We start from the raw sequence: 16,271 nt of genomic DNA on the forward strand, positions 1-16,271 counted from the left end.
ACTATTCCGGCCGGCGCGGGGCGATCACCACCTTGATCCCCGCGTCGGTGAGCATCTTGTGATTGGCGTCCGAGAGCCCGTCATCGGTCACCAGCGTGCCGATACGGTTGAGATTCATCACCTGATGGCGCGCCCGTAAACCGAATTTGCGGCTGTCGGCCAGCACGATCACCTCGTCGCAGCGGGTGATAAGTTTTTCCGTCTCGCGCACGATGAGCGGATGCGATTCGAACATGCCCGCCGATGTGATGGCCTGCGCGCCCAGGAAGAATTTTGACGCATAGAATTCTGGCGGCCCGGCGGTCGCCGAATAGATGACACCCGGCTCGCGGTAGAGATCGCCGCCCGCCACGGTGACCTGGCAGGAGCCCTTTTGCCATAGGGCGGCCGCCAGCGGCATGGCATTGGTATAGATGCGCAGGTTGCGATTGGCGATCAGCAGCGCGAAGAGATGGCAGGTGCTGCCGCCATGGATGATCAGCGCATCGCCGTCGCGCACAAGCTTGGCGGCTTCCTCGGCGATGGATTTTTTTGCTGCAACGCCGAGCATCTGATTTTCTTCAAACGGCTTTGCGGCAAGACGCTCAAGCGCGCTCAAATGTTCGGCCGCCGCGATGCCGCCGAACACCTTGCGCACCGCGCCCGTCTCGTGAAGTTTCTGGATGTCGCGCCGGATGGTGGCAGGCGAAGCATCGACAATCATTAGAAGATCGCGCACCGACGCGAAGGGCCGGTCTTTCAGGAAATCGAGCATCAGGCGATGCCGCTCCGCTTCAGTCATGGAACTCTCCCGTTGTGAGCGAAGTTCGTCAATTGTGCATTGCGGTCGTCATGAAATGCTCATGAACTAACTCACTTGACGCTATTTGCTCACAGATGTTTATTATTGCTCATCAATGACGGGCTGTAAACGGCCCGCGAATGGGAGCCGCAGACACGATGACGGATGGGATGCCGGAAAGCCCGCTGCTTGAGCTGAAAGGCGTTTCCAAATCCTTTGGCGGAATCCGTGTACTGACGAATGTCGATTTCGACATGCGCCCCGGCGAAGTGCACGCCCTGATGGGCGAAAACGGCGCGGGCAAATCCACCCTCATCAAGATCATCGCCGGCCTGCACCAGCCGAGCGGCGGCGAGATGCGGGTGAACGGCAAGCCGGTGACCTTCGCTTCGCCGCGTGAGGCCCACGCAGCGGGCATCGCCACCGTGCATCAGGAACTGCTGCTGTTCCCCGAACTGACCGTGGCAGAGAATATCTTCTTGGGGCAGGCGCCGCGCACCAAACTCGGCGCGCTTGACTGGTCTACAATGCGCAGCCGCGCCCGCGCCCTGCTCGATGATCTCGACAGCCGCGAACTGGATGTGGACCAGAAGGTCGGCAGCCTCTCGGTGGCAAACCGGCAGCGTGTCGAAATTGCCCGCGCCCTCTCGCAGGATGCGCGCATCGTCATCATGGATGAGCCGACGGCGGCGCTGGCCGAAGCCGATGTGCAACGCCTGATGGCCATCGTGCGCAAGCTCAAGGCGCGCGGCGTGGCGATTGTCTATGTGAGCCACCGCATGCCGGAAATCTTCGCGCTGGCCGACCGCGTGACGGTGCTGCGCGATGGCGCGCATGTCGGCACGAAGGCGATTGGTGAAGTGGATGAAAACCAGCTTGTGGCGATGATGGTGGGCCGGGCCATCGACCGTCTTTATCCGCAAGGCCATGGCGAGGCAGGGGCGGCAGCGCTGGAACTGCGCGGCGTCTCGTATCGCAATGTCATCCGCGACATTTCCTTCACGCTGAAGCGCGGCGAAATTTTGGGTCTGGCCGGTCTCGTTGGCTCAGGCCGCACCGAAACCGCGTTGACGATCTTCGGCATCACGCCTGCGACGGCGGGAGAGATTCTCGTCGATGGCAAGACTGTCAGTATCGCCAGCCCCGAGGCGGCGCGTGATTTGGGCATTGCCTATGTGCCGGAAGATCGCGGGCTTCAGGGCCTGATCCGCATTCAGACGATCGAGGACAATATCGCGCTCGCTGGCTTGAAGCGGTTGACGCGCGGCCTGTTCATGGACACGGCCCGCATCAGGCAGGACGCAGTTGAGGCGATCAAGCGCTTCGGCATCCGCGCGCGGGGCCCCGGGCAATTGGTGCGCCAGCTCTCTGGCGGCAACCAGCAGAAGGTGGTCCTGGGAAAATGGCTGGCCACCAACCCCAAAATCCTGATCGTCGATGAGCCGACGCGCGGCATCGACGTGGGCGCCAAGGCGGAAATCCATGTGCTGATGCGCAAGCTCGCGGATGAGGGCATGGCAATCCTGATGATCTCCAGCGAATTGCCCGAGGTTCTCGGCATGAGCGACCGCGTGATGGTGATGAACAGCGGCCGCATCGCCGGGGAATTCCCGCGCAAAGACGCAACGCCCGAGGCCGTGGGCCAGGCGATGATGACCCATGCGGGACGGGCGGAGCGGGCGGCATGACCGATATCGCGCTTCCCTCCGCGTCACGCTCGCCCCTGCGCCGCTTCATCAGCGGTTACGGGCAGGAGCTTGTGGTCTTGCTGGCCATCGCGGTGCTGTTTGTGGGCGTGGGCCTTTACAATCCGCGCTTCCTCTCTAACACCAACATCAATTCCATCTTCGCCGGCAATGCCTATATCGCTGTCGCCGCCATCGGGATGTCGATGGTGATCATTTCCGGCCATATCGACGTTTCGGTGGGCTCGCTCATCGGCGTGATCGCCACCATCGCCGGCACGCTGGCGGTGAACCATTATCCGATCTGGCTGTGCTGGCTTATTCCCATCCTGTTCGCCATGGCGGTGAATGCGGGCGTCGGCGCTCTTGTCGCCTATACGAAAATCCCATCGATCGTGGTGACGCTGGGCATGCTGTCGATCCTCAAGGGCGGCTTGATCAGCGCCACGGCAGGCGCGTGGATCAGCGATCTGCCGCCGGGATTCATGATTGCCCAGATGCGGCTGTTCAATCTTCCTTCCGCCGTGTGGTTCATGGTGATACTCACCATTCTCGCCGCCATCTTCATGCGCTACTCGGCCTTTGGCCGCGCCATTTATGCGGTGGGCGGCAACCCGGAAGCCGCGCGCGCGGCGGGCCTAAATCCCGAGCGCACCGTGGTGGGCGTCTTCGCGCTGCATGGCCTCTTCGCCGGGATTGCCGGCATTCTCTACGCCACGCAATTGCAGGTGATCCAGTCCACCGTGCCACCCAATCTGGAACTCACCATCATCACCGCATCCGTCATCGGCGGCGTGTCGATCCTCGGCGGCACGGGCACGGTGATCGGCTCGACGCTGGCCGCCATTCTCTTCGCGGCGATCAACTCGTCATTGGTGTTTCTCAATGTCTCGGCCTACTGGCTGCGCTCGGTACTGGGCCTCATGATCCTTGCCACCGTGCTGGCCGACATGGCGCGCCGCCGGAGGTCCACATGACCGCCTCGAAATGGCTGCGCCATGAAACGATCCTGGCCGCGCTCACGGTGCTGGCGTTGATCGTGCTGGCGTTTCAGTCCGACAAGTTCTTCACCGCTGAAAACCTTTTGAACCAGGGCCGCCTGATGTCGGAAGTGGGTCTCGTGGCGCTCCCCATGACCTTCGTGATCGTGACGGGCGGCATCGATCTGTCGGTGGGTTCGATCCTCGGCCTTACTGCTATTTTGCTCGGCGTGTTCTGGCACAATGTGGGAATGCCACTGCCGCTTGCCATGGCGGCGGCACTGGCCTGCGGAACGCTGGCGGGTTTCGGCAACGGCCTCATCATCACCCGCTTCAATGTGCCGCCGCTGATCGCCACGCTGGGCACGCTGGCGCTTTATCGGGGGCTTGCCGAAGGCATCAGCCAGGCGCGCTCGGTGCGGGGCTATCCCGAATGGTTTTTCTTTTTCGGCCAGGGCGAGGTGCTGGGCGTTCCCTTCCAGCTGTGGATACTCGGCATCGCCACGGTGATTGCCGCGGTCATCCTCGGCATGACGCCCTTTGGCCGCGCCACCTATGCGATCGGCGCCAATGAAGTGGCGGCGCGTTTCTCCGGCATTCGCGTCAATGCCACGAAGCTGTGGATCTATACCGCCGCCGGATTCATGTCGGCGCTGGCGGCGATCATCTTCGTCTCGCGCGTCACGACAACGCGCTCCGACATGGGCACGGGGCTTGAACTCGACGTCATCACCGGCGTCGTCCTGGGCGGCACGTCGATCTTCGGCGGGCGCGGCACCATCATCGGCACGGCGCTGGGCCTGATCCTCATTCAGGCGCTGAAGAACGGCCTGGCGCTGTCGGGCGTAAAGGGAGACGGCACCATCGTCGTCATCGGCGTGGTGCTGATCGGCGCCATTCTCGCGGGCGCTGTTTTTGACAGGAACAGAGGCGGCTGAAACTGGGAGGTATCCCCTGAAAGCCAACCGCCAGTGGCTGGGGATGAATGGGAGAAGAGACCATGAAGAGAATGACACTGGGCGTGCTCCTGGGGCTGGGCCTCATGAGCGGAACGGCGCTGGCGGCTTCGGCGTGGACCGGCGGCGACGATCAGGCGACCAATCCGCTGGCCTGCGATGGAACAGCGGCTGCTGCCGCCTCCATGCCCTATGACGGCGGCCAGCCCACCGGCGCGCCCGACCGCAACGGCAAGAAGATCACCGTTGTTGACGTGCCAAAGCTGATCGGCATCGGATATTTCAACGCCACCTCCAAGGGCATCGCCGACGCCGCCAAGGAACTGGGCAATGTCGACGCCAAGACCGATGGCCCGACCAAGGCCAATATCGACGAGCAGATCACCTTCCTCGACAATTACATCACGAGCGGAGTGGACGGCATCCTGTTCGCCGCCAATGATCCCGTCGCCATCGCGCCGGTGCTGAAGAAGGCGCTGTCGAAGGGCATCAATGTCGTGGGCTATGACGCCAACTCGACGCCCGACGCCCGCCAGTGGTTCGTGAACCAGGCGCAGTTCAACGGCATCGCCAAGGCGCTGGTTGACAACATGGCGAAGGAAATCGGCGAGGATGGCGCATTCGCCATCGTCACCTCAACCTTCACCACGCCCAACCAGGCGCGCTGGATCGCCGAAATGGCTGCTTATCAGGAGAAGTGCCATCCCAAAATGAAGTGGCTGGAAACCGTGGAAGCGCAGGAAGACAACAACCTGTCCTTCAACCAGGCCACCACGCTCATCAACAAATATGGCGACCAGCTGAAAGGCATCTTCGGCATGACTTCGGTGGCGACGCCGGCTTCGGCTGAAGCCGTCACGCAGGCCAACATGTGCGGCAAGATCGCCGTCGTCGGCCTTGCCACGCCGAATGCCATGAAGCCCTATGTGGAGAAGGACTGCGTGAAGTCCGTGGTGCTGTGGAACCCCGTCGATCTGGGCTACGCCGCCATGTATGTGCTGCGCGCGGCGGCTGATGGCACGCTGAAGCCGGGCGCCACCTCCGTGAAGGCCGGCAAGCTCGGTGAACTTCAGGTGATCAACGGCTCCGAGATTCTGCTCGGCGCGCCCTACACCTTCACCAAGGAAAACATCGGCCAATTCGACTTCTGATTTTTTGAAACGCAACGCGCTGCGCCGGGCCTTTCCGGCGCAGCTTCATTCAACAAGCGAGACCGATCCATGGACAATTCCATCACCGTTCCCTCCCTCTGGGATGATGCCAAGGCCGCAAAGCTCGATGAGCCGGGCCTGCTGCTCTATCGCTCCAACCTTCTGGGCGCGGATCTGCGCATCACCAATTTCGGCGGCGGCAACACTTCGGCGAAAGTCGAGATGGTGGACCCTCTCACCAAGAAGAAGGCCGAGGTTCTGTGGGTCAAGGGATCGGGCGGCGACATCGGCTCGATGAAGCTCGACGGTTTCGCGACGCTTTACATGGACAAGCTCGAAAGCCTCAAAGGCCTCTATCAGAGCCTCGATCAGGAAGACGAGATGGTGCACAACCTCAATCACTGCACCTTCAATCTCAACCCGCGCGCCGCTTCGATCGACACCTGCCTGCATGGCTATGTGCCTTACAAGCACGTCGACCATGTGCATTCCGACGCGGTGATCGCCATCGCGGCGTCAAAGGATCAGGAGCGGCTGACGAAAGAAATCTTCGGCGGCGAAATGGGCTATCTGCCCTGGCAGCGCCCCGGCATCGATCTCGGCATCAAGCTTGGCCAGATGGCGAAAGACCATCCCGAATATGTGGGCGTGGTGCTGGGCAGCCACGGCCTGTTCACTTGGGCCAATGACGCCAAGACTTGCTACGACACAACGCTGCGCATCATCAACAAGGCGGCGGTATGGCTGGAGCGCAACCGCAAGAAGCCATCCTTCGGCGGCGAAAAGGTGAAGACGCTTTCCGATGCCGAACGCCGCGCCGCCGCCATCCGCCTGATGCCGGAAATCCGCGGTCGGATTTCCAACGCGGAAATGAAGTCTGGCCATTTCACCGATGCGCCGGAGGTTCTGGAATTCGTCAACTCGAAGGAACTGGATGCGCTGGCGCCGCTTGGCACCTCTTGCCCCGACCATTTCCTGCGCACAAAAATCCGCCCGTTGATCATTCCGCACGATGCCGATGCAGCGGCGCTGGACAAGCTCATCGACGGCTACCGCAAGGATTACGCAGCCTATTACGAAGCCTGCAAACATCCCAATTCCCCGGCCATGCGCGATCCCAATGCGGTGATCTACCTCGTGCCGCAGGTGGGCATGTTCTCCTTCGCCAAGGACAAGGCGACGGCGCGCATCGCGGCGGAATTCTATATCAACGCCATCAACGTGATGCGCGGCGCCAACGGGGTGAGCGCCTATCAGGGCCTGCCCGCGCAGGAGGCGTTCAACATCGAATACTGGCTGCTGGAGGAGGCAAAGCTCCAGCGGATGCCGAAGCCCAAAAGCCTCGCGGGCCGTGTTGCGCTGGTGACGGGCGGCGCGGGCGGCATCGGCTCGGCCATCGCCTCCAAGCTGCTCTCCGAGGGTGCCAATGTGGTGCTGGCCGACATCGACCAGAAATCGCTGGATGAAGTCGTCGGCGGGTTCTCCAAGACCTATAGCAAGGACAATGTGCGCGGCGTGCTCATGGACGTGACCAGTGAGAACGCGGTGATCGAGGCGATGAACGCCGCGATCCTTGCCTATGGCGGGCTGGACATCGCGGTCAACAATGCTGGCATCACGCTCGCGGCGGCGGTGGAAGACACCACACTCGATCTGTGGAACAAGAATATTTCCATCCTCGGCACCGGCTATTTCCTCGTCGGGCGCGAGGCCTACAAGCTGATGAAGCGCCAGAACCTCGGCGGCTCGATGATCTTCATCTGCTCCAAGAATGCGGTGGCGGCTTCCCCGGGCGCTTCGGCCTATTGTTCAGTGAAGGCGTCGGAACTTCATCTGGCGCGCTGCATGGCGCTGGAGGGCGCGCCTTCGGGCATCCGCGTCAATGTGGTCAATCCCGATGCCGTGCTGCGCGGCTCCAAGATCTGGCAGGGCCCGTGGCGGCAGCAGCGCGCCGCCTCGCTCAAGATCACCGAGGGTGAACTTGAGGAGCATTACCGCAAGCGCTCGCTGCTGCAGCGCTCGGTCTATCCGGAAGATATCGCCGAGGGCGTCTATTTCTTCGCCAGTGATCTCTCCAACAAGTCCACCGGCAATTTCCTCAACATCGATGCGGGCAATGCCGCATCCTTCACGAGGTAAGATCCATGTCCTTCTCGATCAGCGCGGATTTCATCGGCGAACAGAACCGCAAAAACGAAGCCGCGCTCGCCGAGGATTATGCGCATCTGGGCAGGCAACTGGCGCGGCGCGGCATCGACATCGAGCAGGCGACGCAGCGCGCCATGGCCTATGCCGTGGCCGTGCCGACCTGGGGCGTGGGCACCGGTGGCACGCGCTTCGCGCGCTTTCCGGGGCCGGGAGAACCCCGCCACCTCTTCGACAAGATCGAGGATTGCGGCGTCATCCACCAGCTCTCCAAAGCCACGCCCACCGTGTCGCCGCATATTCCATGGGACAAGGTTTCGGATTACTCGGCCCTGCGACAGGCCGCGGCGGCGCAGGACTTAGGGTTCGACGCCATGAACTCCAACACCTTTCAGGATCAGAAGGGCCAGAAGCTTTCTTATAAATTCGGCTCGCTCAGCCATGCCAACAGCGCCACGCGGCAACAGGCCATCGAACACAATCTCGAATGCATTGACATCGGCAGGAAGCTCGGTTCAACGGCGCTCACCGTGTGGATCGGCGACGGCTCGAATTTTCCGGGGCAGAGCAGTCTCTCCAAATCCTTCGACCGCTACATGGATTCGCTGAAGCAGATCTATGAGGCGCTGCCGAAGGACTGGATGGTCTTCCTCGAGCACAAGCAATATGAGCCGGCGTTCTATTCGACGGTGATTTCAGACTGGGGCTCGAGCCTCATGGCTGCCTCGGAGCTTGGGCCAAAGGCGCGCTGCCTCGTGGACCTCGGCCATCATGCGCCCAACACCAACATCGAGCAGATCGTGGCGCGGCTGATCCGCGTGCAGAAGCTTGCAGGCTTCCACTTCAACGATTCGAAATATGGCGATGACGATCTCGACTCGGGCGCCATCGAGCCGTTCCGCCTCTTCCTGATCTTCAACGAACTGGTGGATGCGGAGCTTCGCAAGGCGCCGGGCTTTTCGCCCGCCTACATGATCGACCAGTCGCACAATGTCAGCGATCCCATTGAAAGCCTGATTGGTTCGGCGGTGGAAATCCTCCGCGCCTTCGTACAGGCTTCGCTGGTGAAACGCGCGGAGCTTGCTGAGATGCAGGATGCGAGCGATGCGCTGGGCGGCCACCGCCTGCTGAAGCAGGCCTATAACACCGATGTCTCGCCGATCATTGCTGAAGCCCGGCGGCGCAAGGGCGGGGCAATTGACCCGATTGCGGTCTACCGCGCTTCCGGCTATCGGAACGCCAAGGCGAAGGAACGCCCCGCATCGGGCGAGGTGACTGCCGGGATCGTTTGAAGGCATGAAGCAGATACTCGAAATCAAGGACCTGCAGGCCCTTGCCAAGGCGCGCGTGCCGCGCATGTTCTACGACTATGCCGATTCAGGCTCCTTCACCGAAGGCACCTATCGCGCCAATGTCGATGACTTCAAACAGATCAAATTCCGCCAGCGCGTGGCGGTCGACATGACCAACCGCTCGCTGGCGACTGAGATGGTAGGTCAGCCCGTCTCCATGCCGATGGCCTTGGCTCCAACAGGGCTCACCGGCATGCAGCATCCGGATGGCGAAATCCTCGCCGCCCGCGCCGCCAAGAAGGCCGGCATTCCTTTCACGCTCTCGACCATGAGCATCTGCTCCATCGAGGATATTGCCGAGGCCACGAACCATCCCTTCTGGTTCCAGCTTTATGTGATGAAGGACCGCGAGTTCATCGGCAATCTGATCGACCGCGCCAAGGCGGCAAACTGTTCAGCCCTCGTGCTGACGCTTGATCTCCAGGTTCTGGGCCAGCGACACAAGGATATCCGCAACGGGCTTTCGGCTCCGCCCAAATTCACCGCCGGCAGCATCATGCAGATGGCCATGCGCCCGCGCTGGTGCTTAGGCATGCTGGGCACCAAGCGCCGCACCTTCCGCAACATCGTGGGCCATGTGAAGGGTGTTGGCGATTTGTCTTCACTCTCCTCCTGGACGGCGGACCAGTTCGATCCCAAGCTGTCGTGGAATGATGTGGCCTGGATCAAGGAGCGCTGGGGCGGCAAGCTGATCATCAAGGGCATTCTTGACGCGGAAGATGCACGGAGTGCTGTCTCCACAGGAGCCGATGCTATCATCGTCTCGAACCATGGCGGCCGCCAGCTTGATGGCGCGTCATCGTCGATCGCCATGCTGCCGCAAATCGTTGACGCCGTGGGCAACCGCATCGAAGTGCATTTCGACGGCGGCATCCGCTCAGGCCAGGATGTGCTGAAGGCGCTCTGCCTCGGCGCCAAGTCGACCTATATCGGCCGCGCCTTCCTCTATGGGCTGGGTGCGATGGGAGAGGAAGGCGTGACGCGCGCCATCGAGATCATCCGCAAGGAACTCGATACGACAATGGCGCTGTGCGGCGAACGCCTCATCACCCATGTGGGACGGCACAATCTCCTGCCGCCTTTTGGCGCATAAAAAAGCCTGGCGCGCAGGCCCGGCTTTCTTTGATTTCGTTTCTCAGACCTTCATCCACTTGCCATTCTTGGCCGAGGACTTCACGCAGGCCTCGATGAAGGCCATGCCCGCCACGCCATCGGCGATTCCGGGGAAGGTGACCTCCTTGGCGGGCTTCTTGCCGCTGCGCGCCGCCACGATGGCGCGCGCCGCTTCGGTATAGATATTGGCGAAGCCTTCGAGATAGCCTTCCGGATGGCCGAACGGCACGCGCGTGACGCGTGAGGCCGCAGGCCCTGCGCCCGCGCCGCCGCGCGTCAGGATGGTGCGCGGCTTGCCCAGCTCCGTGAAGCCCAGATAGTTGGGATTCTCCTGCGCCCACTCGAGCCCGCCCTTGGTGCCATAGATGCGCAGCGTCAGCGCATTCTCATTGCCGATGGCGATCTGGCTGGCCCACAACATGCCCTTGGCCCCGCCCTTGAAGCGCAGCATCACGCTCACATTGTCGTCGAGCTTGCGGCCCTTCACGAAACTGGTGAGATCGGCCGAAAGCTCATCCGGCGAGAGGCCCGTGACGAAGCTGGCAAGCTGCATCGCATGGGTGCCGATGTCGCCCACCGCGCCGCCGGCACCCGATTGCTTGGGATCGGTGCGCCAGGACGCCTGCTTCTGGCCCGACTTTTCCAGATCGGTGGCAAGCCACCCTTGCGCATATTCCGCCTGCACATAGCGGATATCACCCAGCGCTCCGGCGGCGATCATTTCTTTCGCTTGCCGGATCATCGGATAGCCGGAATAATTATGCGTGAGGCCGAAGATGAGGCCCGGTTTCTTCTTGAGGAGCGCATCAAGCTGCTTCGCTTCCTTGAGGCTGAAGGCCAGCGGCTTGTCGCAGATCACGTGGATGCCCGCCTCCACGAAGGCCTTGCACACCGGCACGTGCATGTGGTTCGGCGTGACGATGGAGACCGCCTCGATGCCGTCTTCCCGCGCCGCTTCTGCCTTCGCCATCTCGCGGTAGTCTGCATAGATGCGGCCGGGCGCTAGATTCAGTTCCGCGCCTGATGCCTTGGCCCGCGCGGCGTCGGAGGAGAGCGCTCCCGCCACGAACTCGTACTGGTCGTCCATGCGCGCGGCGAGGCGGTGCACGGCGCCAATGAAGGCGCCCTGTCCGCCGCCCACCATGCCGAGGCGCACGCGGCCTGTTGCCGCCGGTTTCTTCTTTGCCATCGAAACCTCCTCAGATGCCCAGCAGCCGGTTGATCTGCGCCTGATCGGTTTTGCCGCCCGCGAAATCGTCGAAGGCTTTTTCAGTGACGCGGATGATGTGATCGGCGATGAAGGGCGCGCCTTCCGCGGCACCCTGTTCAGGATGCTTGAGGCAGCATTCCCATTCCAGCACCGCCCATGAATCATAATTATAGGCGGCGAGCTTCGAGAAGATGCCCGCGAAATCCACCTGCCCGTCGCCCAGCGACCGGAAGCGCGCAGCGCGCTTCACCCACGGCTGGAAGCCCGAATAGACACCCTGCCGCCCATCCGGATTGAACTCCGCATCCTTCACATGGAAGGCGCAGATGCGTTCGTGATAGATGTCGATGAAGGAAAGATAGTCGAGTTGCTGCAGCAGGAAATGCGATGGGTCATAGTTGATCTGGCAGCGCTTGTGGCCCTTCAGCGCATCGAGGAACATTTCAAACGTGGCGCCGTCGAACAGATCTTCACCAGGATGGATTTCATAACCCATGTCCACGCCGTTCTCGTCATAGATGTCGAGGATGGGCTTCCAGCGCTTCGCCAGTTCGCCGAACGCCGATTCAATCAAGCCTGCGGGGCGCTGCGGCCAAGGGTAGACAAAGGGCCACGCCAGCGCGCCGCTGAAGGTGACGGAGCTGTTGAGGCCGAGATGGCGCGACGCCTTGGCCGCCAGTTTCACCTGGCCCACAGCCCAGGCCTGCCGCTCCTTCGGCTTGCCGTGAACGGCGGCAGGCGCAAAGGCATCGAAGGCTTCATCATAAACGGGATTCACCGCCACAAGCTGGCCTTGCAGATGGGTCGAAAGTTCGGTGATGGCGACGCCGTTTTCTTTCGCAACGCCCGCCACCTCATCGCAATAGGCCTTGGACTCGGCGGCCTTCTTGAGATCGAACAGGCGGCCATCCCAGGTCGGAATCTGCACGCCCTTGTAGCCGAGCGACGCCGCCCATTTGGTGATCGATTTCCAGGAATTGAACGGTGCGGCATCGCCCGCGAACTGGGCCAGAAAAATGGCTGGCCCCTTGATGTTGGTTGCCATGATGAGGGTCTCCCTTGATCAGATATAGCTGTTGAGCAGATTTTCGTAATATTCCTGCCGCCCTGAAACGGGCTGCGGCTCGATGCCCTTCGAAAGCACGCGCGCCGCGATCTGCTCAAGGTTTTCCTTGCCGGCAAGCATCGCCTTGTTTTCCGCCGTATTCCATTTGGCGTAGCGGCTACTGACGAGTTTCGCGAGCTTGCCGTCCTCCATCATCTTCGCAGCGATCAGAAGCCCGCGCGCGCAGGCATCCATTGAGGCCACATGGGCATGCAGGATGTCATCGGGGTCGATCGACTGGCGGCGCACCTTGGCGTCGAAATTCATGCCGCCGGTGGTAAAGCCGCCGGCTTTGAGGATTTCATAGATGGCCAATGCCATCTCCGGAATGTTCATGGCGAACTGGTCGGTGTCCCAGCCCGATTGATAGTCGCCGCGGTTGATGTCGATGGAGCCGAAAATCCCGAGCGCCGAGGCCAGCGCGATTTCATGCTCGAAGGTGTGGCCGGCGAGGATCGCGTGGTTCTGCTCGACATTGAGCTTCACGTCCTTCTCGAGGCCGAGCGAGGAGATCAGCGAATAGCAGGTGGCGACGTCATAGTCATATTGATGCTTGGTCGGTTCCTGCGGCTTGGGCTCGATCAGGATCGGTCCCTTGAAGCCGATCTTGTGCTTGTAATCGACGACGAGCGACAGGAAGCGCTTGGCCTGTTCGATCTCGTGGCCGATGTTGGTGTTGAGCAGCGTTTCGTAGCCTTCTCGCCCGCCCCACATCACATAGTTTTCGCCGCCCAGATCCTTCGTCACGTCCATGCAGTGCTTCACCTGCGCGGCGCAATAGGCGAAGACATCGGGATCGGGGTTGGTTGCCGCCCCCGCCATGAAGCGGCGGTTGGAGAACATGTTGGCCGTGCCCCACAGCAGCTTCTTCTTGCCTTTCGCCATCTTGCTTTCCAGGATTTTGGCGATGGCCGTGACATTGGCATTGAACTCCTTGAGCGAGTTGCCCTCGGGCGCAATGTCGAGATCATGGAAGGTGAAGAACTCGACGCCCAGGAGATCCAGCGTCTCGAACATGATGTCGGCCTTGGTGCGCGCCGCATGCATGCCGTCGCTGTCGTGATGCCAGGCGCGCAGGAACGTGTCACCGCCGAACGGATCAAGCCCTGGCCAGCACAGCGTATGCCAATAACACACGGCGAAGCGCAAATGCTCCGCCATGGTCTTGCCCATCACCTTCTGCGTGGGGTTATACCAGTGGAAGGCCAGTTCGCTTTCGCTTTTCGGCCCTTCGTAACGGATGGGTTCCTTGATCGAATAAAAATTCATGATCTGCCAATCTCCTTGATTGCGGGATAGATTTGAAGGTAGCGGCGGTATTGCGCCTCATAGGCATCCAGCAGCTTGGGGTCGGGCATGATGGTGCGGGCTGTCTTCGGCGCGGTCAGCACCTCATGGAAATCAGCGCCCGTCGCGGCGATAAGGCCGAGGCGCGCCGCGCCAAACGCGCCGCCTACATCGCCCGCCGCCGGAAGATCGACGGGAACGCCCAGCACCGTGGCAATGATCTTGAGCCACAGTTCGGACTTGGTGCCGCCGCCCACGGCGGTGACGCGTTTGATCTTGGTGCCGGCATCCTTCAGGGCATCGAAATTATCGCGGAAGGCGAAGGCGAGGCCATCGAGCACCGCATGAGTCAGCGCCTTGCGGTCGGTTTCATGGCCCAGCCCCATCAATACGCCTCGCACCTGCGCATCACCCACTGGCGAGCGCTCGCCGGAGAGATAGGGCAGAAACAGTGCGGGTGAGGAGCCGCTGATCTTGGTGCCAAGGGCTTTCGTGAGCGCGGGTGCGGGCGTTTGAAGAACGCCCGCCAGCCATTCGAGGCTGGCCGCTGCCGAAAGGATCACGCTCATCTGGTGCCAGGTGTTGGGAACGGCGTGGCAGAAGGCATGCACCATGCGTGCCGCATTGGGACGGAACTGATCGTTAGAAACGAACAGCACGCCCGAGGTGCCGATCGACACCAGAGCCGCATTGTCGGTGATGGCGCCGATGCCGCAGGCCGCAGCCGCATTGTCGCCGCCGCCGCCCGCCACCACGGGCCGCTTCGGCATGCCCCAGCTTTTGGCGACCGATGGCGTGAGCTGGCCTGTGGATTCCGTACCCTCATAGAGCTTGGGCATCTGGTCTATCCGCATGCCCGATGCACGCAGCAGCTTTTCCGACCATTTGCGGTTGGCGACATCGAGCCAGAAGGTGCCCGAGGCATCCGACATGTCGGAGCCATACTCACCCGTCATGCGGAAGCGGATGTAGTCCTTGGGCAGTAGCGCCTTGCCCACCTGCTCGAAGATCTTGGGCTCATGCTTCTTCACCCACACGAGCTTGGGCGCCGTATAACCGGCAAGCGGAATATTTCCCGCATGCTCGACGATGCCTGGTTCGGCATTGATGATGTCATCGCATTCGCGGAACGAGCGCGCGTCATTCCAGAGAATGCAGGGGCGGAGCGGCTTGCCCGCCTTGTCCACCAGCGTCGCGCCATGCTGCTGGCCGGAAAGCCCGATGCCTTCCACGGCGGCGATGGCCTTGGGCTTCATCTTGCCCAGTGTCTTGACGACGATGTTGCACGCCTTCCACCAGTCATCGGGATTTTGTTCCGACCAGCCGGGATGAGGGCGTGATACTTTGAGTGGCGCGCTGGCGGTGGCGATGATCTTCTGCTTGCCGTCGATCAGCACGCCCTTGACGGATGATGTTCCAAAATCGAGACCGAGATACATGGGTGCTTTCCTCAAGGAAGATTGTCGCGGACGAAAATGTCGATGCGGATGCGCTCCATGGCATCCACGATGGGCGTCTTGTCGGCCTTGGCCATCAGGATGCGGATGGCGCTCCGCACCTCATGGCCGGCATCCTGGTTGATGACCACGTCGATGGTGCCGTTCACCAGCGCAGGCCGTGTTTTTGGCGTCAACTCATGCGCGATGGCAACTACACGGGGCGAATGACGCGAACGCTCCAGCGCCGCGATCATGCCGCGCGTGCCGCCCCCGACATTGTAGAGCCCTATCAAGTCCGGGTGCTCTTCGAGCAACTGTTGCGCTACCGCTTCCACCTTGCGCCAGTCATCGCGGCCCTCGCGCACGGGAAGCACGCGGAGCGACGGGAATTCCTGCCCCATCACCTGCTCGAAACCGAATTGCCGTTCCACATGATCGCGGAGCGCCAGCGATCCGGCGATCATGCCCACCGTGCCGCTGCGCCCTGAGAGATAACGTCCCATCAGAGTCGCAGCGGTTCGCCCGGCGGCCGAATTGTCCACGCCCACGAAATGCGCGCGCTTCGAGGAGGGCACATCCGACACCAGCGTCACGACGGAGACACCGCGGTCGGTCAGCGCATTGATCGCCTCGCGCACCCGCGGATGATCGAGCGCCACGATGGCCGCGCCATCATAATTGTCGCCGATCCGGTCAAGGCTGGAGGACAGCACCTCGGCGTCGAACACATCGGCAAGGACGAGGTCGATGGCGACACGTTCCTGCAGCATGCGCGTGGCTGCGGCGCGCACTTCTTCCGCGAGGCTCGCCATGAAGCTGTTGCTGCCCTCGGGCACCACGAAGCAGAAGCGGTATTCACGCGCCCGCGCCAGCCTGGCCGCCAGACGGTCAGGCTGGTAGTTGAGCTGGCGGATAGCGCTTTGCACGCGCTGCACCGTGGTGGGGCGCACGGCGGCCCTTGCATTGAGCACACGGTCCACCGTGGCGACGCTTACGCCCGCCTGCCGCGCAACATCCTCGATTGTCGCCTTTCCCATCTGAACGTAGACTGCCGTTGCCGGTCTGTA

The 16,271-nt window shown here is 61.8% G+C and carries 13 protein-coding genes; 7 read left to right on the plus strand and 6 right to left on the minus strand.

Annotated elements, in window-relative coordinates:
• Window position 1: 1 nt before the first annotated feature.
• Complete coding sequence (locus QM694_RS18440) at window positions 2–781, minus strand: DeoR/GlpR family DNA-binding transcription regulator (protein ID WP_415008367.1); 780 nt, start codon at window positions 779–781, stop codon at window positions 2–4.
• Between the two features lie 158 nt (window positions 782–939).
• Between QM694_RS18440 and QM694_RS18445 the strand changes: the two genes are divergently transcribed.
• From QM694_RS18445 to QM694_RS18475, 7 genes are all read left to right on the plus strand, one after another.
• Window positions 940–2,469, plus strand: a complete 1,530-nt coding sequence (locus tag QM694_RS18445; RefSeq protein WP_415008368.1) for a sugar ABC transporter ATP-binding protein — start codon at window positions 940–942, stop codon at window positions 2,467–2,469.
• Window positions 2,466–3,443 (plus strand): ABC transporter permease, encoded by a 978-nt coding sequence (locus QM694_RS18450; RefSeq protein ID WP_415008369.1) that lies wholly within the window; start codon window positions 2,466–2,468, stop codon window positions 3,441–3,443. Before QM694_RS18445 ends, QM694_RS18450 begins: the two co-directional genes overlap by 4 nt.
• Window positions 3,440–4,384, plus strand: a complete 945-nt coding sequence (locus tag QM694_RS18455) for an ABC transporter permease (RefSeq protein WP_415008370.1) — start codon at window positions 3,440–3,442, stop codon at window positions 4,382–4,384. The genes QM694_RS18450 and QM694_RS18455 overlap by 4 nt, the downstream gene beginning before the upstream one ends.
• Window positions 4,385–4,446: 62 nt before the next feature.
• Window positions 4,447–5,553, plus strand: a complete 1,107-nt coding sequence (locus tag QM694_RS18460; RefSeq protein WP_415008371.1) for a substrate-binding domain-containing protein — start codon at window positions 4,447–4,449, stop codon at window positions 5,551–5,553.
• A 69-nt stretch (window positions 5,554–5,622) separates the two neighbouring features.
• Window positions 5,623–7,692 carry a bifunctional rhamnulose-1-phosphate aldolase/short-chain dehydrogenase gene (locus tag QM694_RS18465; protein WP_415008372.1) on the plus strand — a complete coding sequence of 690 codons (2,070 nt, stop codon included), beginning with the start codon at window positions 5,623–5,625 and terminating at the stop codon, window positions 7,690–7,692.
• A 5-nt stretch (window positions 7,693–7,697) separates the two neighbouring features.
• On the plus strand, window positions 7,698–8,990 hold the full coding sequence (rhaI, locus tag QM694_RS18470) for an L-rhamnose catabolism isomerase (RefSeq protein WP_415008373.1): 1,293 nt from the start codon (window positions 7,698–7,700) through the stop codon (window positions 8,988–8,990).
• A 4-nt stretch (window positions 8,991–8,994) separates the two neighbouring features.
• Window positions 8,995–10,143 carry an L-lactate dehydrogenase gene (locus QM694_RS18475; protein WP_415008374.1) on the plus strand — a complete coding sequence of 383 codons (1,149 nt, stop codon included), beginning with the start codon at window positions 8,995–8,997 and terminating at the stop codon, window positions 10,141–10,143.
• A gap of 42 nt (window positions 10,144–10,185) precedes the next feature.
• On the opposite strand, the gene QM694_RS18480 is transcribed toward QM694_RS18475, so the two are convergent.
• The 5 genes from QM694_RS18480 to QM694_RS18500 are packed head-to-tail and all read right to left on the minus strand — an operon-like array spanning window position 10,186 to window position 16,241.
• Window positions 10,186–11,352, minus strand: coding sequence for a Gfo/Idh/MocA family protein (locus tag QM694_RS18480; RefSeq protein WP_415008375.1), 1,167 nt, complete (start codon window positions 11,350–11,352; stop codon window positions 10,186–10,188).
• 10 nt (window positions 11,353–11,362) lie between these two features.
• Complete coding sequence (locus QM694_RS18485) at window positions 11,363–12,418, minus strand: sugar phosphate isomerase/epimerase family protein (protein WP_415008376.1); 1,056 nt, start codon at window positions 12,416–12,418, stop codon at window positions 11,363–11,365.
• An 18-nt stretch (window positions 12,419–12,436) separates the two neighbouring features.
• Window positions 12,437–13,747, minus strand: a complete 1,311-nt coding sequence (gene xylA / locus QM694_RS18490; protein WP_415008377.1) for a xylose isomerase — start codon at window positions 13,745–13,747, stop codon at window positions 12,437–12,439.
• Window positions 13,744–15,204, minus strand: coding sequence for a xylulokinase (gene xylB, locus QM694_RS18495; RefSeq protein ID WP_415008378.1), 1,461 nt, complete (start codon window positions 15,202–15,204; stop codon window positions 13,744–13,746). The genes xylA and xylB overlap by 4 nt, the downstream gene beginning before the upstream one ends.
• 11 nt (window positions 15,205–15,215) lie before the next feature.
• Window positions 15,216–16,241, minus strand: a complete 1,026-nt coding sequence (locus tag QM694_RS18500; protein ID WP_415008379.1) for a LacI family DNA-binding transcriptional regulator — start codon at window positions 16,239–16,241, stop codon at window positions 15,216–15,218.
• Window positions 16,242–16,271 lie beyond the last annotated feature (30 nt).

This window comes from Aestuariivirga sp. (assembly GCF_047602625.1).
Taxonomy (GTDB): domain Bacteria; phylum Pseudomonadota; class Alphaproteobacteria; order Rhizobiales; family Aestuariivirgaceae; genus Aestuariivirga.